Annotated in this window: 24 protein-coding genes; all 24 read left to right on the top strand. The window is 43.0% G+C overall.

Annotation, left to right across the window (positions count from 1 at the left end):
- The first annotated feature begins 83 nt into the window (after positions 1 to 83).
- The 24 genes from ATG71_RS00330 to ATG71_RS00215 all read left to right on the top strand — a co-directional run bounded on the left by ATG71_RS00330 (position 84) and on the right by ATG71_RS00215 (position 25140).
- Positions 84 to 908 (top strand): BtpA/SgcQ family protein, encoded by an 825-nt coding sequence (locus ATG71_RS00330; RefSeq protein WP_098437478.1) that lies wholly within the window; start codon positions 84 to 86, stop codon positions 906 to 908.
- Between the two features lie 112 nt (positions 909 to 1020).
- The gene (locus ATG71_RS00325; RefSeq protein ID WP_098437476.1) at positions 1021 to 1998 is read left to right on the top strand and encodes a nucleoside hydrolase; all 978 of its coding nucleotides are present in this window, start codon (positions 1021 to 1023) and stop codon (positions 1996 to 1998) included.
- Between the two features lie 61 nt (positions 1999 to 2059).
- Entirely contained in the window at positions 2060 to 3580 is a 1521-nt protein-coding gene (locus tag ATG71_RS00320; RefSeq protein WP_098437473.1) for an amidohydrolase family protein, read from the top strand.
- A gap of 27 nt (positions 3581 to 3607) precedes the next feature.
- Positions 3608 to 4228, top strand: a complete 621-nt coding sequence (locus ATG71_RS00315) for an ECF transporter S component family protein (RefSeq protein WP_098437470.1) — start codon at positions 3608 to 3610, stop codon at positions 4226 to 4228.
- A gap of 178 nt (positions 4229 to 4406) precedes the next feature.
- Entirely contained in the window at positions 4407 to 5156 is a 750-nt protein-coding gene (locus ATG71_RS00310; protein ID WP_286162868.1) for an energy-coupling factor transporter transmembrane component T, read from the top strand.
- Positions 5153 to 6013 (top strand): energy-coupling factor ABC transporter ATP-binding protein, encoded by an 861-nt coding sequence (locus ATG71_RS00305; protein ID WP_098437468.1) that lies wholly within the window; start codon positions 5153 to 5155, stop codon positions 6011 to 6013. The genes ATG71_RS00310 and ATG71_RS00305 overlap by 4 nt, the downstream gene beginning before the upstream one ends.
- The gene (locus ATG71_RS00300; protein ID WP_098437465.1) at positions 6013 to 6840 is read left to right on the top strand and encodes an energy-coupling factor ABC transporter ATP-binding protein; all 828 of its coding nucleotides are present in this window, start codon (positions 6013 to 6015) and stop codon (positions 6838 to 6840) included. The genes ATG71_RS00305 and ATG71_RS00300 overlap by 1 nt, the downstream gene beginning before the upstream one ends.
- 28 nt (positions 6841 to 6868) lie before the next feature.
- The gene (locus ATG71_RS00295) at positions 6869 to 7537 is read left to right on the top strand and encodes an aspartate/glutamate racemase family protein (RefSeq protein WP_098437462.1); all 669 of its coding nucleotides are present in this window, start codon (positions 6869 to 6871) and stop codon (positions 7535 to 7537) included.
- 56 nt (positions 7538 to 7593) lie between these two features.
- A complete protein-coding gene (locus ATG71_RS00290; RefSeq protein ID WP_098437459.1) occupies positions 7594 to 8523 on the top strand; it encodes an NAD(P)-dependent oxidoreductase in 930 nt (309 codons plus the stop codon).
- Positions 8524 to 8554: 31 nt separating this feature from the next.
- Positions 8555 to 9790: a 3-oxo-tetronate kinase gene (gene otnK, locus ATG71_RS00285; protein ID WP_218925515.1), complete on the top strand. Its 1236-nt coding sequence runs from the start codon at positions 8555 to 8557 to the stop codon at positions 9788 to 9790.
- Between the two features lie 16 nt (positions 9791 to 9806).
- Positions 9807 to 10397: a class II aldolase/adducin family protein gene (locus ATG71_RS00280; protein ID WP_098437454.1), complete on the top strand. Its 591-nt coding sequence runs from the start codon at positions 9807 to 9809 to the stop codon at positions 10395 to 10397.
- A 536-nt stretch (positions 10398 to 10933) separates the two neighbouring features.
- Positions 10934 to 12979: a sigma 54-interacting transcriptional regulator gene (locus ATG71_RS00275; protein WP_286163112.1), complete on the top strand. Its 2046-nt coding sequence runs from the start codon at positions 10934 to 10936 to the stop codon at positions 12977 to 12979.
- The gene (locus tag ATG71_RS00270) at positions 12976 to 14394 is read left to right on the top strand and encodes a CoA-binding protein (protein WP_098437451.1); all 1419 of its coding nucleotides are present in this window, start codon (positions 12976 to 12978) and stop codon (positions 14392 to 14394) included. Before ATG71_RS00275 ends, ATG71_RS00270 begins: the two co-directional genes overlap by 4 nt.
- Positions 14369 to 15055, top strand: a complete 687-nt coding sequence (locus ATG71_RS00265; protein ID WP_098437448.1) for a CoA transferase subunit A — start codon at positions 14369 to 14371, stop codon at positions 15053 to 15055. The genes ATG71_RS00270 and ATG71_RS00265 overlap by 26 nt, the downstream gene beginning before the upstream one ends.
- On the top strand, positions 15042 to 15698 hold the full coding sequence (locus ATG71_RS00260; RefSeq protein ID WP_098437446.1) for a 3-oxoacid CoA-transferase subunit B: 657 nt from the start codon (positions 15042 to 15044) through the stop codon (positions 15696 to 15698). The genes ATG71_RS00265 and ATG71_RS00260 overlap by 14 nt, the downstream gene beginning before the upstream one ends.
- Positions 15699 to 15708: 10 nt before the next feature.
- Complete coding sequence (locus ATG71_RS00255; RefSeq protein ID WP_286162867.1) at positions 15709 to 16698, top strand: TAXI family TRAP transporter solute-binding subunit; 990 nt, start codon at positions 15709 to 15711, stop codon at positions 16696 to 16698.
- Between the two features lie 40 nt (positions 16699 to 16738).
- A complete protein-coding gene (locus ATG71_RS00250) occupies positions 16739 to 18709 on the top strand; it encodes a TRAP transporter permease (RefSeq protein WP_098437440.1) in 1971 nt (656 codons plus the stop codon).
- Between the two features lie 12 nt (positions 18710 to 18721).
- Positions 18722 to 19567 carry a 3-hydroxyacyl-CoA dehydrogenase gene (locus ATG71_RS00245; RefSeq protein WP_098437438.1) on the top strand — a complete coding sequence of 282 codons (846 nt, stop codon included), beginning with the start codon at positions 18722 to 18724 and terminating at the stop codon, positions 19565 to 19567.
- A gap of 13 nt (positions 19568 to 19580) precedes the next feature.
- On the top strand, positions 19581 to 20360 hold the full coding sequence (locus tag ATG71_RS00240) for an enoyl-CoA hydratase/isomerase family protein (RefSeq protein WP_098437435.1): 780 nt from the start codon (positions 19581 to 19583) through the stop codon (positions 20358 to 20360).
- 13 nt (positions 20361 to 20373) lie between these two features.
- The gene (locus ATG71_RS00235; RefSeq protein ID WP_098437432.1) at positions 20374 to 21534 is read left to right on the top strand and encodes an acyl-CoA dehydrogenase family protein; all 1161 of its coding nucleotides are present in this window, start codon (positions 20374 to 20376) and stop codon (positions 21532 to 21534) included.
- Between the two features lie 3 nt (positions 21535 to 21537).
- Positions 21538 to 22728 carry a thiolase family protein gene (locus ATG71_RS00230; RefSeq protein WP_098437430.1) on the top strand — a complete coding sequence of 397 codons (1191 nt, stop codon included), beginning with the start codon at positions 21538 to 21540 and terminating at the stop codon, positions 22726 to 22728.
- Positions 22729 to 22757: 29 nt separating this feature from the next.
- Positions 22758 to 23768 carry an NAD(P)-dependent oxidoreductase gene (locus ATG71_RS00225; protein ID WP_098437427.1) on the top strand — a complete coding sequence of 337 codons (1011 nt, stop codon included), beginning with the start codon at positions 22758 to 22760 and terminating at the stop codon, positions 23766 to 23768.
- A complete protein-coding gene (locus tag ATG71_RS00220; RefSeq protein WP_098437425.1) occupies positions 23765 to 24178 on the top strand; it encodes a PaaI family thioesterase in 414 nt (137 codons plus the stop codon). The genes ATG71_RS00225 and ATG71_RS00220 overlap by 4 nt, the downstream gene beginning before the upstream one ends.
- Complete coding sequence (locus ATG71_RS00215; RefSeq protein ID WP_098437422.1) at positions 24175 to 25140, top strand: NAD(P)H-dependent flavin oxidoreductase; 966 nt, start codon at positions 24175 to 24177, stop codon at positions 25138 to 25140. The genes ATG71_RS00220 and ATG71_RS00215 overlap by 4 nt, the downstream gene beginning before the upstream one ends.
- The last annotated feature ends 1 nt before the right edge of the window (position 25141 follow it).

Below are 25141 nucleotides of genomic sequence, written 5' to 3'. Positions count from 1 at the left end.
TGGAATAGAATAATGGATTGAGAGTTTAAGAATTTACCCCCTAGTAGGAACATGATCAACATTAAAAGGAGGAGAAAAATAGTATGAAAACCTCATTTGCAAATATGTTCGGTGTCGAAAAACCAGTATTAGGAATGGTTCACTTAGGTCCGCTGCCAGGATCCCCCCTATATGAAGGGAATATCGACCATGTATTAGAAGCTGCCATCCGTGATGCAAAAAGTCTTGAAAAAGGCGGAGCCAGCTCAGTTATGGTAGAAAACTTTAATGACTACCCATTTTACCCTGAAACAGAGGAACCTGAAACAGTAGCAGCGATGACATTGATTGCTCACGAAATTCGCCGTGAAGTGAAGCTTCCAATGGGGATTAATATCCTGAGAAACTCGTGGAAATCTGCTTTAGCAGTTGCTGGAACAGTAGGGGCTGATTTTATCAGACTTAACGTCCTGACAGATGCATACGTAACCGATCAGGGTCTTATTAACGGTACGGCGCACTTGGTAGCAAGATATCGTAAATTTCTTGGTTTAGAGAATAAAGTCAAGATTTTCGCAGATATCCAAACAAAACATGCTGCTCCTTTAGCGGCTCGTCCTATTGATGTCTTGGCTCGTGATACTGCCTATCGTGGAATGGCGGACGCTATCATTCTTGCGGGTGAGGAATCAGCTCAACCTCCTTCCATTGAGAATTTAGAGGCGGTAAGGAATGCAGTCCCTGATGTTCCAATCATTATCGGCAGTGGAATGAAAGTCGAAACCGCCAATCTGCTCAAATATGCGGATGGAGCTGTCTTTGGATATGGGGCGAAAGTGGATGATATTATGACGAACCCGGTTGACGAGGACAAAACACGTCGCTTCTGCGAAGGGGTAGACAGAGAAAGAAACTCTCAATTGGTTTAGTTTTAATAGAAAAAGAGTATCGAAGGCGTTGGGACCGAAACCTTATTACAGTAAGGAGTTAGTGCTGATATGTGTCTTGATATTCTTATAAAAGAGAATAGGAGGAGTTAACATGATGATGGAAAGAGTAATTATTGACACGGATCCGGGGGTAGACGACCTTGCCGCAATCTATCTTGCACTTGCGTCACCGGAAATGCATATTGAAGCTTTGACAACAGTACATGGAAATATTGAGGTGGAGACTGCGACTCATAATGCCCTTTCATTACTTGAATTAGCAGGCAGGACGGATATCCCCGTTTACCGGGGAGCAAGCAGGCCCCTCATACGTCAACCGCAATTTGCCAAGCATATTCACGGCAATAATGGTTTTGGTGGAGTCGAGGCCCCAGCCCCTACCGTATCAGAAGCCGGGGAGTTTGCAGCCATGGAGATTGTGAGGCGCTGTAACGAAGCACCAAACGAGATCACTATTTTAGCGATAGGTCCATTAACCAATGTGGCTCTGGCTCTATCTATAGACCCTGGTATCGCGCAGAAAGTGAAAAGGATCATTGTCATGGGTGGCGCAGTCCGTGTTGCCGGGAACTATTCCCCAGTGGCGTCCTTCAATCTGGCAACTGATCCCGAGGCAGCAAGGGTGATATACAATTCTGGTGCCCCAATCGTACAGGTAGGTCTCGATGTATGTACAAAAGTGAGAATCTCACACGAAAACCTTGAACGTATCAGGTATGCGAATACGCGACCAGGAACTTTCCTATTAGAGGCCGCTGAATTTCGGCGCAAGGCTTACATTGCCGCCAAGCAATCGTCAGAAACGGAGACAGGCGTTTTCTTTAATGATGTCCCAGCCGTAGCTTATGCCCTTTGGCCAGAACTCTTTAAGGTCCAGCCAGCTTTTGTTTCAATCGAGACAAAAGGAGAACTTACAGCCGGTCAGACGGTCACTGAGTTTACAGGACAGTGGGGTCATTCAGAATCAAATACATCCATTCTGATGGATGTAGATGGAGAGACAGTGGCACGACGTTTTGCAGAACGAATTTCTACTCTGGAAACAAACTATGCAGAGACACAAAAATAAATCTTTTTACGCGCTTAGTTATCTTAATATTTTGAAAATTATTCATTGAAGGGGTGACTCCATGTCAACTCTCATTAAAAACACCACCATCATTACGATGGATGACCAGTCAGGTATCATTCAGGGCAGTGTATGTGTGGAAAATGGACGCATAAAAGAAGTCATCCCACACCTCCCTGGGAGTGAACCAACAATTCACGTAAATGAAACAATCGATGGATCTGAAATGATCGTCATGCCTGGTATGACGAATGCTCATTATCATTCCTATTCGAATCTGTTAAAAGGAACAACCAGCAATCTTCCATTAGAAATGTGGTCCCTTTATACAACAGCATATGGTTATTCACTTGATGATGAGGATATTTACAATGCAGTACTTTTAGGTGTAATAGACATGATTAAAAGCGGTGTGACCAGTTGCATTGACCATTTTCCTCATATCAGAAGATCAGAAGCAGCCCTTAAAGCATACGAAGCATCATCCATTAGAGTCGGATTCGCTCCCATGATGCATGATATTCCTGATCATCATTTTCTTCCAGTTGAGTTGCCGATCGATACAAAGCGAAAACTGGACCAAGCAACACCGATATCAGTGGTTGAAATGAGAGCGTTTTATAACTCTCTTTTCGAAAAGTGGCATGATAAAAATAATCGAATTCAAATAGTAGTCGGTCCAAATGCTCCGCAGCGTTGTTCCGAGGAAATGCTCGCGTTATGTAAGGAATTGAGTGAACAAAGAGGGGCATGTGTTCATACACATCTTCTCGAAACAAGAATTCAAAAGAAAGTCGGGGATTCGGCGTTTTCGGGCGGCATACTCGGCAGACTGCGGGATCAACAATTACTTTCGAGAAAGTTGTCCGCCGCCCATTCCATTTGGATTGAAGATGATGAGGCAGAGATGTTAGCTGAACATGGGGTTTCCTTTGTTCATAATCCAGTCAGTAATATGATGCTTGGCAGCGGGAGAGCGAACGTATCATCCTATCTTGAAGATGGAATCAACGTGGCCTTAGGAACGGATTCCTCCAATTGCGGAATCTCCCATAACCTTTTTGAAGCCATGAGGATAGCTGTTATGCACAGCCGGCAAGAACATCCCAATTTCCATGAATGGCTGCAGCCGATAGATGTCCTTAAAATGGCGACAGTTGGGGGAGCACACATATTAGGCGAAGAGAAAAAGCGGGGAAAAATTAAACAGGATTATGAAGCGGACCTTGTTTTACTAAACAAGCGCTCATCTGCTTTAACAGTGAATGCCGATGTAATTTCTCAGCTTGTGTATTACGAAAATGGGAGTTCGATTGAATCAGTGATGGTAAAGGGAGAATGGATTCTCAAGAATCGTAAAATGGTTTCATTCGATGAAGAGGCGGTACTCCAATCAGTAAAAGAAAAACAGGAATCCCTTCTTCAAAAAAGCCGGGCAAGTGTTCAATGGGCGAATGAAGTTGAACCCTATTTCACTGATATGTATAAAAAATTTCATCCTCATCCTGGAGAGAAAGAGGCTGGCAGCAACCGTTTGGATGCTGCTCATGAGCAAGGAAAATTTGAAGAAATGAAATCTTAGAAAACCCATATAAAAGGAGGACTATACATGAAAAGTATAAAAAAGGATTTTACGCTTATTTCCATATTGCTCATTCCCATTGGTGTTGCCGTCAATGTAGTTGCTGGAGAATTGGTTGAATTATTAAAGATCCCTCTTTTCTTAAATCAAATCGGCACGATGATTGTTGCGATGGTAGCCGGTCCTTGGGTTGGAGCAGTAACTGGAGGCGTCTCAAAACTGATATTCGGGATATTCAACCCTACTCAGCTGGCGTTTATGCCGGTTGCCATGGCTTCAGGGATTGTAGTAGGTCTCATGGCCAAAAAGGGGCTGACAAAAAATGTTTGGAAGGTCGCTTTTACAGGCTTTATTGTTGCAATCGTTGCCATCTTAATCGCTACCCCGACCACGGTTATTGTCTTTGGTGGAGCTTCAGGAACTGGATCAGATACAATCACTGCCGTACTTTTAGCTTCAGGCAAAGAAATATGGACATCCGTTTTTACACAAAAGATATTTGTTGAAAGTATTGATAAAATTCTCTCGATTTTAGTTGCCTATATGATTGTTCGTAAGATGTCAGATCAATACCTGTCTAAACAAAAGTATGGTCACTTATATCTTACGATGAACAATAATAATAGAAGTACTAAAATAGGAGCTTAAAAAAACACGGGGTGAACATGCTGAGGAATCTGAGGTCACTGCATCACTCACCCCGTTATATCGCGTTTCTGCTTTCGGAAAATATATTCCAGGAATAACAGAGGGCTTGAAAGGATTGACCGGAATTTTTCTATAATCAGCAAAAAATGAACCTTACCATGAAAGGGGAGATACACATATGGAAAAACTGAGAAGTTTCATTCTAAATCTCTATCCAACTACTAAATTCATGTTTGCCGCCTTTTTAATGATGACCCCGCTACTGTTACCAGGTTATATCTATTCTTATTTAGTCCCCGTGTTATGTTTATTTATTGCAATGGCAGCTGGAAAAACAAAGCAGTACGCAGACTTCGTCTTAAAAGGATTGATACCGATTGTATTCATGATTTTTCTTTTGCAATCATTTTTCTACCCTGGAGAGACCATATTATGGTCATGGAGCATCTTCTCCATTAAACAAGAAGGAATCCATTTCAGTTTACAATTAACCTCCAAAATATTGGCGGTGGGATCAGCCATTGTGTTATTTTTTCAGATTACAAAAATCAATGATTTATCCCGAGCATTAGAAATAGCAGGAGTTTCGCCAAAAGCTACCTATGTCCTTTCATCTGCACTTACGATTATTCCGGAAATGAGGCTGCATTTATTACGGATTATGGATGCACAAAGAACCCGTGGTGTTGAAACGGAAGGGAATCTAAGTATAAGGGTGAAAGCATTTGTACCGGCATTAACCCCACTGATATTATCATCATTCTCAAGCACAGATGAGAAAGCCATCACACTGGAATCCCGGGCTTTCACTGCCCGTACAAAGAAGACAAGCTTACATCAACTGGAAAAGACTAAGAGTGATCATGTGGTAAGAGTTGTACTATTGATTGTATTTGTTTCCATCTTGATCTGGAGGTTTTTCTTATGAGTGGAATCGAGATTAGAAATCTATCATACCAGTATCCTACTGGAAGTGAAAAAGTATTGGATGATCTGAATCTTACGATTGAAAGCGGGAAATTTTACGCTCTGGTCGGTGTGAATGGTGGGGGAAAGACCACACTTTGCAATGTTTGCCGAGGTTTTATTCCACATTTTTTTAATGGTGATAGAAGTGGGGAAGTGCTGATAGATGGGAAGGATGTTTGTGAATGGGATCCAAGTGATCTTGCTCAGAAGGTGGGGTTTGTCTTCCAAAATCCATTTACCCAAATCAGTGGTGTGAAGGAAACTGTTTTTGATGAGATCGCTTTCGGACTGGAGAATCTAGGAGTTGAAATCAGTGTTATTAAACAGAAAGTACAAGACATCATTACATTGCTGGGGGTTGAGTATATCCAGCACAAAAACCCGAATGAGTTGTCGGGCGGTCAAAAACAACGGGTCGCTTTAGCGTCCATTATCGTAATGGAACCGGATATCCTCATTTTTGATGAACCGACATCACAGTTGGATCCACAAGGTACGGAAGAAATATTCAGGGTAATCGATATTATGAAGAAAAAAGGAAAAACCATTATTTTAGTAGAGCACAAGATCGAATTGATTGCTGAATATGCAGACTATGTGATTGTCCTTCAGGATGGACAGATTAAGAAACAAGGAAGAACGGAAGAAGTGCTTTCTGAAGAAGATACACAGGACTATGGATTAGGATTAACCCAGTATACGCTATTGGATTTACAAATGCGGAAACACAATATGTATACAGAAAGAATACCCATCACTGAAAGGGACTCCGTTCAAGTAATGAAACAATGGATGGAATTACAAGGGGTGAAATGATGAGCTATTTAACTTTAAAGGACGTTACCTATTGTTATCCAAACGGTTTTAAAGCGGTTGAAAATGTCAGCATGAATTTCGAAAAGGGCGAATCAGTAGCTATTGTTGGACAAAATGGTGCCGGGAAAACAACAACAGTCAAAATGATGAATGGATTAACAAAGCCGACCCAAGGTGATGTGATCATTGATGGATTGAATACAAAAGATTACACAACAGCTCAGATATCTAAAAAGGTGGGGTATGTCTTTCAAAACCCTGATGATCAAATTTTTCACGAAAATGTAAAAAGTGAAATTAGGTTCGGACCTAAAAACCTTGGATTTTCACAAGAGAAAATTGAAGAAAATGTAATGAAGGCAGCTGAATTGACAGGAATCGTGCCATTCTTAGATATACATCCGTATAACTTGCCTTATTCCATGAAGAAATTTGTCACCATTGCCTCGGTCATTGCGATGGATACAGATACGATTATCTTAGACGAGCCAACAGCTGGACAAGACTCCCTGGCCATTAAAAGACTAGGGCACATCATTGATTCATTAGTTCAAGAAGGGAAAACCATCATTACCATTACACATGATATGGAATTTGTTGTGAATAACTTTGAACGCGTCATCGTGATGGCAAATAAGAGAGTCGTTCAGGATTCTCATAAGCAGGATGTTTTCTGGAACCATGGTGTCCTGGAAGAAGCGATGTTGAAACAGCCTCATATCAGCCGGTTATGCAATACATTAAATATCAATGAAAAAGTATTAGATATCAGTCAAATGATCGATGTGCTAAAAAAAACTTCAAGTAAGGTAAAGGTCACTCTATAAACTGGAAACCACTAGGGGGAGAATCGAAATGAAAATCGGTATTATACATGCAACCTGCAATGCTGTACCACCTTTAAATGCAGCCTTCAAACAATTGGCACCAGAAGTGACGGTCTTAAATTTTGTTGACGAGAATATCCAGTATCATGCCAACCAAATGAATGGAATCGATGACAAATCATTTCGGGATTTTGTCCATTTGGCCAGTAAAGCACAGGAAGCGGGAGTAGACGCGATTATTGTAGCATGCACTGTGCTGACACCTGTAGTGGATGCTGTGAAGCCATTTATATCCGTCCCGATCTTTGCGGTGGATCGCCCAATGTTAGAAAAGGCCGTTACTCATTATACAAAAATCGGCGTTGTGGCGACTACTGCACCGTCCGGACCCGCAACAAAAGCCCAATTGGAGAAGCTTGCCAATGAATGGGGCAGGGAAGTGGAAGTTGAAACGGAGATTATTACGCAGGCGATGACAGAATTGAAGGCTGGTCATGAGGACGAACATAATCATCTGAATCGTCTTGCCGCAGCGGAATTGCAAAAAAGAGGATGCGAAGCCATCATTCTTGCCCAGATCACGCAGGCATGTGCAGAAGTTGAAACGAGCACATTAGGACTTCCGGTGTTAACAAGTCCAAAAGAAGCGGTCAAAGCGGTCATCGGTGCATTGGAAGGGGATAAAGTAAACGCTTAGGTACTTCCCCGTTCTTCAGCCCTTGAAATGATTTCAAACAAAAAGGAGAGATTTCAATGAAAGTAAGTTTTATTGGATTAGGCGTCATGGGCACAGGTATGGCATTCAATCTGGCAAAAGGTGAAAAAGAAGGTGAGTATGATTATCTTGTGTGTGATGCAAATCCACAGGCATTAGAAGAATTCAATGCACAAGGGATTAAAACCACAACGAATATTTTGGAGACAGCGGATAGTGATTATCTATTTCTTTGTCTGCCAGACTTAGAGATTGTAAAGAAGGTTGTAGTAGGGGAAAACGGTTTACTGAAATATATGAAGCAGGGTCAGACCATTGTCGACTTTAGCACCATCAGTTATTTAGGAGCAGTAGAAGTCGCAGAAACCTGCAGGGAGAATGGTATCGAATATATGGATTGCCCCATTTCGGGTCATCCCAGAACAACGGTCGAAGGAACACTTACGATCATGTGCGGCGGGAATGAAGAACTATTTCACACACTGAAACCAATGCTTGACCGGATGGGGAAACAGATCCTCTACATGGGTGACAACGGGGCTGGGCAGCTGACGAAAATGATTAATAACTGTGTATTAAATATTTGTTGTGCAAGCTTTAGTGAATTATTACCGGTTGGAGTGAAGCTTGGTTTAGATCCAGAGAAACTCGGTGATGTATTAATGACGGCAACTGGATCAAGTTTTGCTTCAAAAACATTGATTCCTAAGGTGTTAGAAGGGGATTTTGAACATAGTTTTTCACTTGAAAGAGCTTATAAAGACATGGAAAGTATGAATGAAGTATTAATGAAATACCAGATTCCGCTGCCAACGTTGAGTGGAACGATGCAAACGTATCAACTTGCATTACAAAACGGACAAGGTGATTTCTACAAGCATGCCATGATATGTTATTTTGAAGATTTGTTGGGTGTAAAGGTGCGTAATAAGAGCTATCAAGAAACAGAAGCTGAATTGGTAAAGTAGTACATAAAAACATAGGATGGGGGTGAATTTATTGCGCTTTGGTGTGATTGCAGATGACTTTACCGGTGGTAGTGACATCGCTTCTTTCTTCGTGAAAGGCGGACTCAGTACCGTTTTATACTCTGGAATACCTGAAATGGATGAGGTTCCAAAGGCAGAGGTATGTGTCATTGCCTTGAAAACACGTACTCAAGATCCAAATGACGCTGTCAACGATTCACTCGAGGCGATCGCCTGGTTAAAAGAGCAAGGGGCACAACAGTTTTATATAAAATATTGCTCAACATTTGATTCTACACCTGAGGGGAATATCGGCCCGATTTGTGATGCAGTAATGGAAGAGCTGGACGTTCCTTATACGATTCTTTGTCCTGCCCTTCCCGTAAATGGACGGGCTGTTAAAAATGGATGTTTATATGTAAATGGAGTTCCACTCGATAAGAGCCCAATGAAGGATCATCCGCTTACGCCCATGCGGGATTGTGATCTGGTTCGTTTAATGGACGCCCAGAGCAAATTTCCCAGTGTGAAAATGCCGGATGCTTTAGACAAGGAAGAAGTAAATGAATGGATGACAGGAATAGCCGCACAATATAAGGATTCGCCTTTTTATATCATACCGGATTACGAGAAAGAAGAAGACGCGGAAAAGCTGGTAGAATTATTTGGAGAACTCAAACTCATCACAGGTGGAAGTGGCCTTGCCTATCCATTGGCAAAAATGCGTAAGGAACAAGCGGATGCGGATGACTTTGCGCGATCTGATTCGCCAGCGTTACTGTTAGCAGGGAGTTGTAGTGAAGCGACTCGAAACCAGATTACAGAATATCAACAATCAGGTGGTAAAACCTACTTCATGGATCCTCTTAAATTGATGTCAGGGGAAGAATCGGTCCAGAAGATTTGGAATGTGATTTCTCAAAACAAAGAAGAATCCATCCTGGTATACAGCAGCGACACACCTGAAAATGTGCGGGATATTCAACAAAAAGGCAAAGAAGAAGTGGCCGGAAGATTAGAAAAAGCCACCGCAGATCTGGCAGAACTTGCTGTTGAAGCCGGGTTTCACAGAATCATCGTAGCAGGCGGAGAAACGAGTGGGGCGGTGGCCAAACGACTTGGGTACAATGGATATCATATTGGAGATAGCATTTCACCAGGAGTACCCACTATGATCCCAATAGAAGATCAACGGATTCGGATGGTATTTAAAAGCGGAAACTTTGGACAATCTGACTTTTTCCTTCAAGCCTTATCTTTAACATAAGAGAGAAGTGGAAAATATGGATCAAACAGTAGAGATGAAGATGAAAGAGGCGAATTGGGTTGCCAAAAGCCTCTTTCAACGCGGGAAGGCAACGGGGAGTGTTGCGAACCTAAGTTTCCTTCATGAAGGAAAGATGTATGTGACTGCCACTGGAACATGCTTTGGAACTCTGAAAGCAGAGGAGTTTGCTGTATTGGACATGGATGGAATTCAATATGGGGACATAAAACCAAGCAAAGAATGGCCATTGCATTTGTCAGTATACAAAGCAAAGCCTAACGCTGCTGCAGTTCTTCATGTGCACAGCACGTATAGTGTGCTATGGAGTTGTCTACCTGGCCTGAATGAATCGGATTGTATGCCGGACCATACTCCATACTTGAAAATGAAGTTGGGTACAGTTGGCTTAGTTCCTTATGAACAACCAGGTAGCCAAGAGTTGTTTCAAGTGTTTGATAAACGTGTACATGCAAGTGATGGATGGCTGTTGAGCCATCACGGCCCAGTAGTACCCGGAAAAGGCATCATGGAAGCATTTTTTGCATTAGAAGAATTAGAGGAAAGTGCGCATATTGCTTGGGAGCTTCGAAAACTTACTACAGAGTAACAGAAGTCAAAATTGCTTATTGCTTTTTTTGTGAGTTTTCTAATTGGCTTCATATTTGAATTGGCAAAACTATTGGATTCCAGCACACACACCATTATCTGATGGAGTGTGTGCTGGAATCTATTTGTTGTCATACCTTCAATAACACAACAAAGTTATAACATTATTCAGGAAGCACGGGAACCGTCCCCGTGCTTCTTGCTTGGCTCTATTTTATTAGCAATAAGTAGAAGCACCGTCTCCATACTCCTAATCTTCTAACGAATAAAATTAGTAAAACGTTGCTCAAACGCAACGTTTTTTTAATGAATAAAAGACATATAGGTCTTTTTCCTATTTTTCGACCTTATTCTCTGCTGAATAATGGCACTCATGCAACACTTGTTGCGATATTGCAACATTTTCCGATCTGTTTTATAGTTGAAATATTGTAAAACATTAGAATAGTCAGTATTTTATGGTCTTTTTAATGTTGGCACACTTCTTGCATTATAAATAAATGAGTGAATCACTCAGAGGGAGCGAGCACATTGTTAGTGAAAGATGCAATGACTAGTACTTCTATAAAGTATTTTGAAAACGATTACATTGAAGCTGTTGCAAATCGTTTACTTGAATCTCGAGTGAAGGGCGGGTTGGTTTATAACATTAAGGATGAGCTGGTGGGGTGTTTCACAGAGAATGATCTTTTAAGTGGATTACTAAAAAAGAAAAGAACACTATCTGACATTCATAAAACGAACATTCATTTTCTAAAAGAAACGGATGAATTAAAACATATAACAGAAATTGATCACGATATTTGGCCGGTAATCAATAAGAACGGACAGATTTCTGGATTTTTGACGAAAGATCAGTATTTGGCTACCTATGCAAAGTTCTCTCAACTGGAAGTCAGCCGTTGGGATGCGATTTTCAAGTCGGCCCACAATGGTATTCTCTCGATTGATCTTGAAGGGAAAATCACATCGATCAACCCTCCTGCAGAAAAAATGGCCATGACGTCAAAAGAGAAAGCACTCGGTAAATTCTTGACGGATGTCGTAACACCAAGTGGATTGCTGAATGTCATCCGAACTGGTAAAGGACACACAGAAAAATATCGTGTGGGAAGAAGAATGTATTTAACGCATAGAACACCACTCTATGATGGTGAAACCCTTACTGGGGCAGTAGGCGTCTTTCAGGATATTTCAGAAATAGAATTTGTTTCGAATGAACTTGAATCCGTTAAACAGCTCTTAAGGGAGCAGGAAAGTGTACTGGAAAACTCAACCGATGGAATCTGTATTACAGATGGAGAAGGAATGATTATTAAAAGTAATCAAAGCTTTTGTTCTCTTTTTAATCTCGATTCCGACACACATGAGACACCAGACTTTATTAAAGAGATCGTCAACAAAGTGATTGCGAAGGGCAAACGACATAATGTCATGGAAACAAGCGTCGGCAGCGATAATTCTTTAATCATTACCGCGAACCCCATTAAAAATAGTAGCAATCAAATGATCGAGAGAATTGTCATTTATGTGAAAGATATGTCTGAGTTTGATGCGTTGAGGAATGAGCTTGAGAAAGCAAAGTCACTATTGGAGACATTACACTTATCTGAGAAAACAGGTTCCTTCATAGCGGAATCTTCAGAGATGAAGAGGTTGATCGAAACCGTAGAACAGGTGGCTAAAGTAGATGTCACCGTTTTACTAACTGGAGAATCGGGAGTGGGGAAAGAAGAGATAGCCAAATTAATTCAAGAGGCGAGTCCAAGGATGGAGCAGCCTTTCATTAAAGTGAACTGCGGAGCGATACCGGAAACCCTTATGGAATCAGAGTTGTTTGGGTATGAGGGAGGAGCATTTACGGGTGCTTTAAAAAAGGGAAAAGCCGGTTTATTTGAACAAGCAAACAATGGAACGATTTTTCTCGATGAAATTGGAGAGATCCCTACCCATCTTCAAGTGAAACTGTTAAGGGTCCTTCAGGAAATGGAGATAACCCGGGTAGGCTCAGCAGCTCCCAAAAAGATAGATGTCCGTGTGATTGCTGCCACCAATAAAGACCTGCAAGAACTGGTCCAAGAAGGGAACTTCCGTGAAGACTTATTCTATAGGTTGAATGTTATACCGATCGCCATCCCTCCTTTGAGAAAGAGATTGGAAGATATACCACTTCTGGTCGATTCGTATTCAAGAATGTTTGCTTCTAAATATGATAAACACCTCAGATTTTCGACGAAAGCCATACAAGTTCTCAGCAACTACAGATGGCCGGGGAATGTGAGAGAGCTCGTCAATATACTTGAAAGATTATATGTAACAGCTACCAACCAAGAAGTTAATGAGAGCGATGTACTTTCGTTGTTTAATAAAACGGATGAACGAAAAACGGGTACTGAAAAGGCCATTGTGGTGAATGAAATATTACCACTGAAGGAAGCGATAGAAGAGCTGGAAAGAGAGCTTATTTATAAGGCGTCGCTCACAGAAAAGTCTTACCGTGGCATCGCCCGGGCTCTTAAGGTGAATCCTTCTACCATAGTAAGGAAGGTCAAAAAATTAGAAGGGGGATCATTAAAATCATGAGAACATTACAACCCATCGTTTCCCCTAAAAGCATTGCAATCATAGGTGCATCTGAGAGATTTCATCAGAATGCCGGACGTGTGATGGTCAATCTTCAAAAATCAAAATTTGCTGGGGATATCTTTCTTGTTAATCCCAATTATGATTCGATTTCAGGCATGGCTTGTTATCCAAGTGTACTGGAGATCAAAGAAGAGATTGATTTGGCATGTATAATCATCCCTTTTATACATACCCCAAAAATACTAAAAGAATGCGTAGAAAAACAAGTGAAAAATGTGATCATCCTAAGCTCAGGATTTTCTGAAAGCGGCCCTGATGGAATCACCAGGGAAGAAGAACTTAAAGCGATTGTAAGGGGCACAAATACAAGGGTTTATGGACCGAATTCACCTGGTTTCTATCATTTTATTGGCAACTGGGGAATCTCGTTTTCACCTCGATTTGAACCAAAAAATTTTCATAAAGGCTCCGTTGGTTTGATCAGTCATGGAGGGAGCATTGGTAGGGCCATACTAGATGCTAACGAGAAAGGCCTTGGATTCTCCTACTGGCTATCTCCGGGGAATGAGATGGATATCAACATGAATGATTGCTTTGAGTTTTTGATTCATGATCCTGACACAGAAACGATTCTATTGGTGATTGAGTCGATTACAGAAGAAGAGCGGTTTTTTCGTCTGCTTCATCAAGCTTATCTTCAGCGTAAGCCTGTTATCTTACTTCCAATTGGTCACTCGAAGATATCGAGAATTGCGGTGAAGCATCATCTGGGTAGGAATAATGATTATGCCATTCCATGGGAGATGGTCAATCATCCAGGGTTAATAAAGGCAGAGAGTATTGATGAAGTGGTGGCGATCTCCTGGCTTTTCGACTCGTACAAGAAAGCAAAGGGAGGGCGAACCGTCATTTTTTCCTGGGCCGGTGCTACTTCCATTTACTTGGCGGACTTATGCGATAAATATGGAATTGATCTTCCGCCACTATCTGAGTGCTTGCAGAAAGAAATGATTCGCATAACGGGAATCGAGAAGGCCTTTATGAATCCTTTAGATGTCACCACGATTGTTTATGACGATTTATCCAAGTTGACTTCATGCTTGGAAGTACTCCATGAATCAGGAGACTATGACAATATCATCGTTCCATTTCCGTTCCAAGTAGACTATCAAAATGAAATTTTATCAGGACAAATCCAACAGTTGATGAAAGAGAGTAATTGTATATTTTTACCTATATTTATGTCACAGGGTTATAACGATGAGCTGGCGATCGACATTTTGAAGAAGACAAAGAAGCCATATTTCTTCCAGGAAAGTACAGCCATCAAATCATTTTCTGCCTATGTACATTACTCGGCATCTCAAAAACAAGGGGAGGAACAAAATGAAGAAACGATTAAGTCTGGATGACGCACTGCTGCACATTCATAGTGGAGACACATTGTTGGTGGGGGGGTTTGGCCTTTCCGGGACACCCCTCACACTGATTGATGAACTGGTGAATTCGGATAAAGACAATCTAACGATCATCAGTAATAACCTGGGAGAGGAAGGGCGTGGCCTTGGGAAGCTCCTGATTGCCGGAAAGCTCAAAAAGGCAAAAGGATCATACTTTACGACGAACCGTGACGCAGTCAAAGCCTGGTCGAAGGGTGAATTGGAAATTGAACTCATTCCCCAGGGGACATTAGCAGAAGCGATTCGCTGCGGTGGGGCCGGAATCGGTGGTTTCTATACAAAGACTGGTGTGGGAACGAAGCTAGCTGAAGGAAAGGAAGAAAAAGTGATTGATGGTGAATCCTACATATTTGAAAAAGCAATCAAAGGAGATGTAGCCATTATCAAGGCACTGAAGGCTGATACGCTGGGGAACTTAATTTATGACAAGACAGCAAGGAATTTCAATCCAGTGATGGCAACAGCAGCTAAGATCGTCATAGCAGAGGTGGATGAAATCGTGGAAGCAGGGTCATTTGCTCCCGAAGAAGTCGTGACACCTCACTTATACGTGGACTTTATCGTTCAAAACCGCTATGTGAAGGAAGGGGGAAGATACGTTGAGTCATTCTAAAAGAGTCACAATTGCCAAAAGGGTTGCTCAAGAATTAAACGAAGATGAAATCGTTAATTTAGGAGTCGGCATCCCTACTCTCATTCCGGATTATCTTGGAGATAAAAAGGTTTACCTTCAATCAGAAAATGGGTTGCTTGGTATGGGACCTACTCCAACTGGTGAGGAAGTGGATATGGATTTGATCAGTGCGAGTAAAAAACCTGTTTCCATGGATATCGGTTCTTCCTTATTTGACAGCTCTGACTCCTTCTTGATGATACGGGGAGGGCATATTGATACAGCAGTTCTTGGTGCTTTACAGGTTGATCAAACCGGAGAAGTTGCCAACTGGGCAGTACCGGGTGAAACCATCCTGGGGGTTGGTGGAGCCATGGACCTTGTTGCAGGAGCGAAACGCATGATCATCGCTTCGATGCATTTGTCCAAAAATGGGAGTCCAAAACTTGTAAAAAAGCTTTCTTATCCAAGTAGCGGAGTGAGAAAAGCGGACATGATCGTAACAGAGCAAGCGGTATTCAAGTTTATGGAAGAAAAGATGTTCTTGGTTGAAATTCTCTCGGACATTTCTGTAGATGGATTAAGAGAAATAACAGATGCACCATTTCATTTAATAGAAAAAACAAAAATCAAAGCAAAATAAGGGGGACGTAATGATGAAAAAATATTTAATCGTATTGGTAACCTTATTATTAATGACATTAGCAGCATGTTCTTCAGATGAAGCTGGCAGTACTAAAAAGGATAGCGCTGATGGCCCGCCTAAAGATATGGCTTTCGGGTCGGCTACAGTGGGTGGCTTCTGGTACACATTATCAGGTTCAATGGGGGAAAAAATGAGTGAAGTCTTCCCGGATTCATCTGTAACAGTGGTCGAAGGTGGATCTGTTTCCAACCTATTGGGGCTAAGTCAAGGTACATTTGCTCTTGGATTCAGTAATGGTCAGACGGTCCCGGAAGCTTTAAAAGGAGAAAATGCTTTTAAAGAAAAAGTGGACAATGTCAGCACCGTTGCAACCCTTTATCCGAATGTGTTCCATATCGTCGTTCGTGCCGATTCTGATATCAAATCTGTAAAGGACTTAAAAGGGAAGAAAGTAAGCCCTGGGATTAAAGGATACAGTGGAGAACTTGCCTTTCAGGATATTTTAAAGCTGAATGATATGTCCTACGATGACCTTGGCGGAATTGAGTATATTGGTACGGCTGACGGAGCAGATCTTCTTCGTGACGGTCATATCGATGCCATTGTAGGAATGGTAGCGGCGCCTGTCTCCACCTTCCAGGAGCTTGATACCACACTTGGAATCCGCTTGATTCCTTTGGATGATGAAACGATTAAAGGTCTGCATGAAAAGAATGAAGGATATTTGGAATATACGGTTGAAGGCGGCACGTATTCCAATGTGAAAGAAGATGTCAACACAGTTGCCGGTTATACCGTTCTATTAGTCAATGATGACCTAATGGATGAAGAGACGGTATACAAGCTGACGAAAATGATGGTAGAAGAAAAAGATACGTGGACAACGTTATCACCGATTATGAAAGACTTTGATGCAGAGTATTCAGTGAAAAACAATGTAGGTAAGCTTCATCCTGGAGCAGAGAAGTATTATAAGGAAGTCGGGGCTCTCGAGTAAGTGATATACACACCATATCCATGAAAAAGAAGGTGAAAGTATGACTAAAAAGGATTCGTCAACAGAAGTAGAAGCATCGGAAATTGTAACTCAATATGATGAAGATGGAAATCTTAACAGTAAGCTGCGCTCTTTAAAGGGTGCAGCTGCCAAGATCATTTCCATTGTCGCTGTCCTTATGTCTTTGTTCCACTTATACACGGCATTCTTTGGCGTATTTGAGTCGATTCTCCAGCGGTCTGCCCATCTTGCGTTTGCTTTGATCCTTACATTTGCAATCTATAAACCAACCAAGAAAGCAGTGAAAAATGAGAGCATTCCCTGGTATGACTGGCTGTTTATGATTTTGTCGATTGCTTGTTATTCCTATTATGTGATGAACGCTCAGGTGATCTCATCACGTATGAGTTATATTGAACCGCTGACTATGCTTGAGATTACAATCGGCATTGTATCCGGATTATTGTTAATCGAAGCGACCCGGCGTGTGATAGGGAATACGCTTGTTCTGATTATCTTTATTTGTTTGGTGTATGGGATATTTGGACATCTCATCACCGGTGAACTCTCCCATCGTGAATTTACCACCATGTGGATCGTGGATCATCTATTCTATACAGTGACTGGCATTTTCAGTGTCCCTCTTGGAGTATCAGCCACGTTTATCTTCCTGTTTATCTTATTTGGGAAGTTTCTGGAGGTTTCCGGAGCAGGACAATTCTTCATTGATTTATCTGTTGCAGGTATGGGGAAGTATCGCGGAGGTCCTGCCAAAACAGCCATTGTGGCTAGTTCTATCTTGGGAACCATTTCTGGAAGTGCTGTAGCCAACACGGTGACAACGGGTGCCTTCACGATTCCATTAATGAAGAAGACGGGATATAGAAGTCATTTTGCAGCTGCTGTGGAAGCGGTTTCCTCGACAGGAGGGCAAATCATGCCTCCGATCATGGGAGCCTCCGCTTTTATCATTGCCTCCTATTTAGGGGTTCCTTATATGGATATAGCAGTTGCTGCCATTATACCAGCGGTTCTTTATTACTGCTGTTTATACTTTCAAGTCGACCTACGAGCGAAGCGACTTGGACTGAATGGCTTAAAGAAAGAAGATTTGCCAAAAGTTTCAACCGTATTAAAGACGGGCTTTATGTTCTTTGTACCGTTAGTCGTAATCGTTGTGATGCTGGCATCAGGAACATCTCCTATGCGAGCTGGCTTATTTTCAATCGGTGTGACGATTGTGGTGGCAGCTTTTAAGAAGTCTACTAGATTATCATTCTCAAAAATGTATAAAGCTCTCGATTTAGGGGCAAGGGCTGCCATTGAAACAGCCATTGCATGTGCTGCGTCAGGTTTCATTATCGGGATTATCGGTTTGACTGGAATTGGTCTGAAATTCAGTGGAATGATCATTGATATCTCAGGTGGGATTTTAATAGTCACTCTTATTTTCACGATGATTACGAGCATTATCCTCGGGATGGGACTTCCGACGGTTGCGGCTTACATCGTTCAAGTACCACTGACCATTCCAGCGTTAATTGAACTAGGTGTATCACCGCTTGCGGCCCATATGTTTGTGTTCTACTTTGCCGCTTTATCTGCGATTACACCACCAGTGGCACTGGCTGCATTTGCTGCAGCAGGACTTTCGGGGTCAGATCCGATGAAAACAGGGATGACAGCTGTCAGACTGGGCCTTGCCGCCTTCATCGTTCCGTATATGTTTGTTTATGGAGAGACATTGCTCCTGGTAGGGGATGCTCCTCATATTATTCTATCAGTGATCACATCCATTATTGGAATCATAGGGGTTGCTTGTGCGGCAGAAGGATGGCTTTTGAGGAATGCGCTTTGGTATGAAAGAATCATCCTATTCATTGGGGCAATACTCATGATCAATCCGGGGATTGTAACGGATCTAATTGGATTCGCCATTCTGGCACTCGTATTCTTCTATCAAAAATTCAATCCGAAAAGCACGACTGTTGAACATACTATATCCAGCTAAGGGGGCTTTTAGGTGCAAAATATTACGGTGGTAGGCTCGGGAGTCATGGGAAAAGGAATTGCGTATACCTGTGCGGTTTCGGGTTTTAATGTTTACTTGAATGATATAAACGAAGAAATCCTGGAAAAAGCAAAGAACGATATCTTCAGCCTTTTGGAAGGCAGCTTACAAAAAGGATTTATCTCAGATGATCAATATGGGAAAGCGAAAGACCGTCTTCTTTTTGAAACAGATTTGGAATCGGCTGCAAGAGATGCAGACCTCGTCATTGAGGCAGTGCTTGAAAAAATGGAATTAAAGATTGATATATTCAAAAGGTTGGATCGTATCTGTTCTGAAGAAACCATTCTAGCCACTAATACGTCCACCATGAGTCCGACAGAGATTGGGGCTCAGACGTCACGACCTGATAAAGTGGTGGCGATGCATTTCTTTAATCCGGTTCATAAAATGAAGCTGATTGAAGTCATCCGGGGCTTGGAAACGTCAGATGAAACCGTAAAGCTTGTGAAAGAAGTCGGTGAGAGACTCAAGAAGGAAACGGTCGAAGTAAATGAATTACCCGGGTTTGTGACTTCCAGGATGAACTGCCTGATTGGAAATGAGGCCATGAATATGCTGATGGAAGGGGTAGCATCGGCGGAAGATATTGATAAAGCATTGAAGCTGGGGCTCAATCATCCAATGGGGCCACTTGAGTTGGCTGATTTAGTAGGTTTGGATACCCGGCTAAGGAATATGGAGTACTTACATCAGACACTGGGTGAAAAATATCGACCTAGTCCTATCTTACTTAAATACGTAAAAGCGGGACGGTTTGGGAAAAAGAGCGGAAGTGGTTTCTATCACTATTCGTAAGGGAGATGAGAGCGTGCATCAATATGAGAATTTGCTTGTTCAAATCGAACAGGGGGCGATGTGGCTGACGATCAACCGCCCAGAATTCCGGAATGCCCTGAACCTCGAAACCCTTCAAGAGATGGAGGATGCTTTCGGATGGGCAGAGGCGAACGATGAAGTAAAGGTCGTCGTGGTGAAAGGGGCAGGGGAAAAGTCCTTCGCTGCAGGAGCGGATATTAAACAGCTTCAGCAAAAGAACATGCTGGATGCCCTGATACCAGGGATGCAGGGGTTATATAAGAAAATACAGCAATGCAGCAAAGTGACGATTGCAGCCGTCGAGGGCTATGCGCTGGGTGGAGGATGCGAGCTTGCATTGGCATGTGATATCCGGGTTGCGACAAGCAAGGCTAAATTCGGTTTGCCGGAACTGAACCTTGGCATTATTCCAGGAGCAGGCGGAACACAGAACCTTTCCAGGATCATTGGGAAGGGACGGGCCCTTGATATGATTCTCACGGGTAAGATTATTGATGGAACCGAAGCAGAAAGGATCGGCCTTGTTTCCTATCTTGCTCCCGACGATGAATTGGATAAGCAAGTAGAAGAGGTGACCGCTCAGATTTATAAAAAAGGTCCGGTGGCTATCAAACTGGCAAAGCTTGTCGTTCATAAAGGCTATGATATCGATCTCGAGACAGCGATGCTGATGGAGAAGCTTTCACAAGCGGTAGCATTTGGGACAGAGGATAAACAGGAAGGCACTTCAGCATTTTTGGAAAAACGAGCAGCGGAATTTACTAACCAATAAGGGAGAGGTACAGATGGACTTTAATTTTTCAGAAGACATAAAATTTTTAAGGGATAATGTACGGAAGTTTGTGAAAGAAGCAGCGGAACCTTTGGCGATGGAAATTGAAGAGAAGGATATGATACCGGAGAAACTGGTTGACATGTCGAAGGAAATGGGACTCTTCGGTTTGAGTATCCCGGAAGAATACGGTGGCCTGGGACTCGATATGGTGGGGAAATGCGCCATATATGAGGAGCTTGGTAAAACACATAATGGCTATACAACCCTGATCGGGGCTCATACGGGGATTGGGTCTGTAGGAATCGTCGAGTTAGGGACAGAAGCACAAAAGCAGAAATACTTGCCTAAAATGGCCACTGGAGAATGGATTGGTGCATTTGCCTTAACCGAACCAAGTGCAGGCTCCAATGCAGCAGCGTTGAAAACGACTGCGGTCAGAAAAGGCGATAAATACATCCTGAACGGTTCCAAGCATTATATTACCAACGCAGTCGATGGGCATGTATTTACCGTAATGGCAGTAACAGATCGTGCCAAAGGAGCGAAGGGGATCACTTCCTTTATCGTAGAAAAGGATTTCCCAGGCTTCGTATTAGGAAAGGTTGAACAGAAAATGGGGTTGAAAGGGTCTCATTCAGCTGAGCTTTTCTTTGAAAATATGGAGGTTCCTGCAGAAAACGTCCTAGGAACAGAGGGGCAGGGTTATATCAATGCGTTGAAAATCCTGGCGAATGGTCGCGCCGGTCTTGCGGCAAGAAACCTTGGTTCATGTGAGAAGCTTCTTGAACATTGCTTGCAATATACACAGGAACGGGAACAGTTCGGCAAACCGATCATCGAAGTACAAGCCGTTCAGCATATGCTTGCAGAAATAAGTATGCAGATCGAGGTTCTTCGATCGATGACGTACCGTGTTGCCTGGATGACCGATCAAAAGATGAGGGTAGTGAAAGAAGCGGCCATTGCAAAATTATTCGCATCGGAAGTATATAACAAGGTGGCGGATTTAGCGGTACAAATCCATGGTGGAATCGGATATATGAGCGATTATCCAATTGAGCGTTATTATCGTGATGCGAGAATTACAAAGATTTATGAAGGTACGTCTGAAATTCAGCGCAATATCATTGCGAATGAGCTGAAGCGCGAATCCTCATACGTGGGGGTGTAAGAAATGAATCAGCCATATATCGTTGAATCGGTCCGGACGGCGATTGGAAGAATGGGTGGAACGATCAAAGGTGTTCCTGTAGACCATCTTGCCGAGAAAGTCATTAGGGAAGTAATGAATCGAAGTCAAGCTGAAGTGGAAGTAGATGAAGTCATTCTAGGTCAGGCAAAGCAAAGTGCAGATACCTCAAATCTTGCCCGTCTCGCTGCATTGCGGGCGGAGCTCCCGGTTGAGGTGACAGGCTATACCGTCCATAGACAGTGCGGCTCGGGACTTCAAGCGATAAATAATGCGGATATGCAAATCAGGCTTGGTTATTCCGATGTGGTCGTAGCCGGGGGAGCTGAAAGCATGAGTACAGCCCCCTATTATATTCGAAATGCACGTTATGGTTTTCAAGTCGGTAATTCGCAGGTACTTGATCCGAATACGGAAAGCCAACCGTGCTCCCAGCCAATCGAAAAGTACGGCAACCTGACGATGGGTCTGACAGCAGAAAACCTTGCTGAAAAATTCAACATCAGCAGATCTGAGCAGGATGAGTTTGCCCTCAGAAGCCAGGAACTCGCACAGTCTGCCATCGAGTCCGGACGATTTGAAAAGGAAATCGTTCCAGTTGAATATAAGGAAAAAAGAAACACTCTTCAATTCAGTACAGATGAACATCCCCGGAGCACGACCATAGAAAAGCTCTCAAAGCTGAAGGCGGTCTTTAAGGAAAACGGCACCGTGACTGCTGGTAATGCGAGTGGAAGGAATGATGGTGCTTCCGCGGTCCTCATGATGAATGAAGATAAAGTGAGAGAGTATGGGATAAAGCCGAAAGCCAAAATCATCGCCCAGGCGGTGAGCGGAGTATCTCCTGAAATCATGGGAATCGGGCCAGTGACTTCTACGTTTAAGGCTTTAAAGCAATGCGGACTATCGATCAATGATATGGGTCTGATCGAGCTGAACGAAGCATTTGCTGCCCAGGCGCTGTCAGTGATCCGTGAATCAGGGATGGATATCAACAAAGTGAATGTCAATGGAGGGGCCATTGCGTTGGGTCATCCAATCGGAGCGACTGGAGCGATCCTGATGACGAAGCTTCTTCACGAAATGGAACGCAGGGGTGAAAAATATGGGTTAGTCACGCTTTGTATTGGCGGTGGTCAGGGAATCTCGACTATCATTGAGAATCTTCAAGTCTAAGAGGTGACGTGTCAAAAGGGAGTGTTGAAATGAATAAGCCACATATCGTTCAGATCCTGCCCATGTACCATCCGGATGGAGAGGAGCGATTGAACAAATACGCCGAAGTAAAGAAGTTCACGGAGTTTAATGAAGCCGAAATATGTGATTACCTTCACCATCATCATGTGGATGGAATCATCCTCCGGGCCCCTGCCAGGATCACATCTGCCATTTTGGATCGTTGCCAGCAAGTAAAGGCCATTTCCGGGGCAGGTGTGGGACTTGATAATATCGATGTACGATATGCAACGACCAAGAGGATTCCCGTCTTACATGCACCAAAGCTGAATAGTACGGCAACCGCTGAACATGCGGTGAGCCTGCTTTTGGCCGTCATGAAAAAAACAGCTTTCTTTGACAGGGAAACGAGAGTAGGAAACTTTCAGTCGAGGGATGGAGAATATACCCATGAACTGGAAGGGAAACATTTAGGCATTGTTGGATTCGGCAGCATAGCTCAAAAAGTTGCTAAGATATTAGTACATGGTTTCGGAATGAAAGCGATGGCGTATGTAAGGAAAATAGACGAAGTGAAACAGCAGGCTGCTGATCAAATTGGGGTGGAATTAACCACATCCCTGGAGAAAATATTCTCTGAAAGTGATGCAGTAAGTTTACATATCCCTCTGACGAAAGAAACAGATAAACTTGTTGATCATCGATTGCTGACGCTTATGAAAGAAACGGCCGTCCTTATTAATACAGCCCGGGGCGGTGTGGTGAATGAGGCGGATTTAGTAGATGTTCTGAAACGGAATCAGATTCTTGGAGCGGGAATTGACGTATTTTCCAATGAACCGCCACCTGAGGACCATCCGTTCTTTCAATTGAAACAAGTGACGATGAGTCCGCATATCGGGGGTATCAGCCTTGAGGCAGCCCGTCAGACCTCGATCCTGATTGCAGAGAATCTGATCCGTGTGATCAATGGGGAAAAGCTTTCAGTCATTGCCAATCAAGATGAACTTTCAGAAGCCGGAAAGGGTGCATTCTCATGACATCAGAGCATTTGCAGAAAGTAAGATCAGATTTTGAAAATAGCCCGTTCTGGAATTTTATCGGATTAGAGCTAAAAGAATTGGAAGAAGGTCACGTTTTACTGGCTCTTCCCATTCAGGAAGAGTTTATTAATGTGAGGAATTCAGTTCATGGAGGCATCTATGCGTCGGTACTTGATACAGCGATGGGCATGGCTGGGAGGTCACTGGGGTTTGATGAAGTAGCAACACTCCATTTAGATATTCAATATCTAAAGTCAGTCATAGACGGGACGGTTTATTCAGAAGCATCGATTATTCATCAAAACCGGAATACGGTCTTCATTGAAGGAAGGCTGAAAAATGAAGATGGTGAACTCCTTGGCCACTGTACTGGAACATTTAAGCTCTCTAAGGGTGAACGAATATGAAGGATACGGCCATAACTAAGATGTTTAACATTCGCTATCCTATTATCCAAGGCGGTCTCCAGGGACTTGGGACCTCTCCTCTCGTTTCCGCAGTATCAGAAGCAGGGGGGCTCGGGCTCATCACAGCAGGGAGCTATTCGTCCAAGGAAGAGATGCTGGAGGATATCGCAGTTGCCAGAAGACTCACCTCTAAGCCATTTGGAGTCAATATTGCCATCGGGATTCGTAAACCGATGGATGAATTTATTGAGGGTGCCATAGAAGCCCGTGTACCGGTTGTCTTTACTTCAGGGAACAACCCTGAGAAATATATGGACAGTCTGAAAGGAAACGGAATAAAGGTGGTCCATGTCGTCCCATCCGTCAGATTTGCCAAAAAGGCGGAAGCGATCGGCTGTGATGCAGTGGTGGTGGTTGGATATGAGTGTGGAGGCCACCCGGGAAGAGAAGACGTCACCAGTCTTACGTTGATACAGAAGGCTGTGGAGGAACTTTCCATACCAGTCATTGCAGCAGGAGGGTTCTCAACCGGGAAATCCGCTCTTGCTGCTTTTGCTTTAGGGGCAGAAGGCGTCCAGATGGGTACAAGGTTTCTAGCTTCAAAGGAAGTCATCCTCCATGAATCGATTAAAAAGAGATTAGTAGATTTACAGGAAACAGATACGATCATTGTAAAAAAATCGATTGGAAAAGCCATGAGAGTGATGAAAACGGAGCGGGCGGTGGAGCTTGTTGAAAAGGAAAGAGGAGGAGCCACCCTTGAAGAGATCTTTCCTTATATCAGCGGTGAAGCTTATCAGGAATTACTCACTACGGGAAATGACCATTCAGGCGTGATTTCATTGGGCCAGACAATCGGATTAATCAACGAAATTAGAAGTGCCAAAGAAATCATCCAGAATATCGTGGGAGAATACGAGCAGCAGCTTGAACGATTATATCAGAATCATAGAGGGGGGTGAG

It is taken from the genome of Bacillus sp. es.034, assembly GCF_002563655.1.
In the GTDB taxonomy this organism is placed as follows: domain Bacteria; phylum Bacillota; class Bacilli; order Bacillales; family Bacillaceae_B; genus Rossellomorea.
This window is presented reverse-complemented; position numbering and strand designations above follow the sequence as displayed.

What these genes read in the sequence shown, in the direction of transcription:
- ATG71_RS00220 (WP_098437425.1), top strand. Translation starts at nt 23,765, where the DNA reads ATGACATCAGAGCATTTGCAGAAAGTAAGATCAGATTTTGAAAATAGC.
- ATG71_RS00310 (WP_286162868.1), top strand. Translation starts at nt 4,407, where the DNA reads ATGGAAAAACTGAGAAGTTTCATTCTAAATCTCTATCCAACTACTAAA.
- ATG71_RS00295 (WP_098437462.1), top strand. Translation starts at nt 6,869, where the DNA reads ATGAAAATCGGTATTATACATGCAACCTGCAATGCTGTACCACCTTTA.
- ATG71_RS00235 (WP_098437432.1), top strand. Translation starts at nt 20,374, where the DNA reads ATGGACTTTAATTTTTCAGAAGACATAAAATTTTTAAGGGATAATGTA.
- ATG71_RS00305 (WP_098437468.1), top strand. Translation starts at nt 5,153, where the DNA reads ATGAGTGGAATCGAGATTAGAAATCTATCATACCAGTATCCTACTGGA.
- ATG71_RS00270 (WP_098437451.1), top strand. Translation starts at nt 12,976, where the DNA reads ATGAGAACATTACAACCCATCGTTTCCCCTAAAAGCATTGCAATCATA.
- ATG71_RS00215 (WP_098437422.1), top strand. Translation starts at nt 24,175, where the DNA reads ATGAAGGATACGGCCATAACTAAGATGTTTAACATTCGCTATCCTATT.
- ATG71_RS00230 (WP_098437430.1), top strand. Translation starts at nt 21,538, where the DNA reads ATGAATCAGCCATATATCGTTGAATCGGTCCGGACGGCGATTGGAAGA.
- ATG71_RS00290 (WP_098437459.1), top strand. Translation starts at nt 7,594, where the DNA reads ATGAAAGTAAGTTTTATTGGATTAGGCGTCATGGGCACAGGTATGGCA.
- ATG71_RS00300 (WP_098437465.1), top strand. Translation starts at nt 6,013, where the DNA reads ATGAGCTATTTAACTTTAAAGGACGTTACCTATTGTTATCCAAACGGT.
- ATG71_RS00330 (WP_098437478.1), top strand. Translation starts at nt 84, where the DNA reads ATGAAAACCTCATTTGCAAATATGTTCGGTGTCGAAAAACCAGTATTA.
- ATG71_RS00315 (WP_098437470.1), top strand. Translation starts at nt 3,608, where the DNA reads ATGAAAAGTATAAAAAAGGATTTTACGCTTATTTCCATATTGCTCATT.
- ATG71_RS00250 (WP_098437440.1), top strand. Translation starts at nt 16,739, where the DNA reads ATGACTAAAAAGGATTCGTCAACAGAAGTAGAAGCATCGGAAATTGTA.
- ATG71_RS00320 (WP_098437473.1), top strand. Translation starts at nt 2,060, where the DNA reads ATGTCAACTCTCATTAAAAACACCACCATCATTACGATGGATGACCAG.
- ATG71_RS00325 (WP_098437476.1), top strand. Translation starts at nt 1,021, where the DNA reads ATGATGATGGAAAGAGTAATTATTGACACGGATCCGGGGGTAGACGAC.
- ATG71_RS00280 (WP_098437454.1), top strand. Translation starts at nt 9,807, where the DNA reads ATGGATCAAACAGTAGAGATGAAGATGAAAGAGGCGAATTGGGTTGCC.
- ATG71_RS00225 (WP_098437427.1), top strand. Translation starts at nt 22,758, where the DNA reads ATGAATAAGCCACATATCGTTCAGATCCTGCCCATGTACCATCCGGAT.
- ATG71_RS00265 (WP_098437448.1), top strand. Translation starts at nt 14,369, where the DNA reads ATGAAGAAACGATTAAGTCTGGATGACGCACTGCTGCACATTCATAGT.
- ATG71_RS00255 (WP_286162867.1), top strand. Translation starts at nt 15,709, where the DNA reads ATGATGAAAAAATATTTAATCGTATTGGTAACCTTATTATTAATGACA.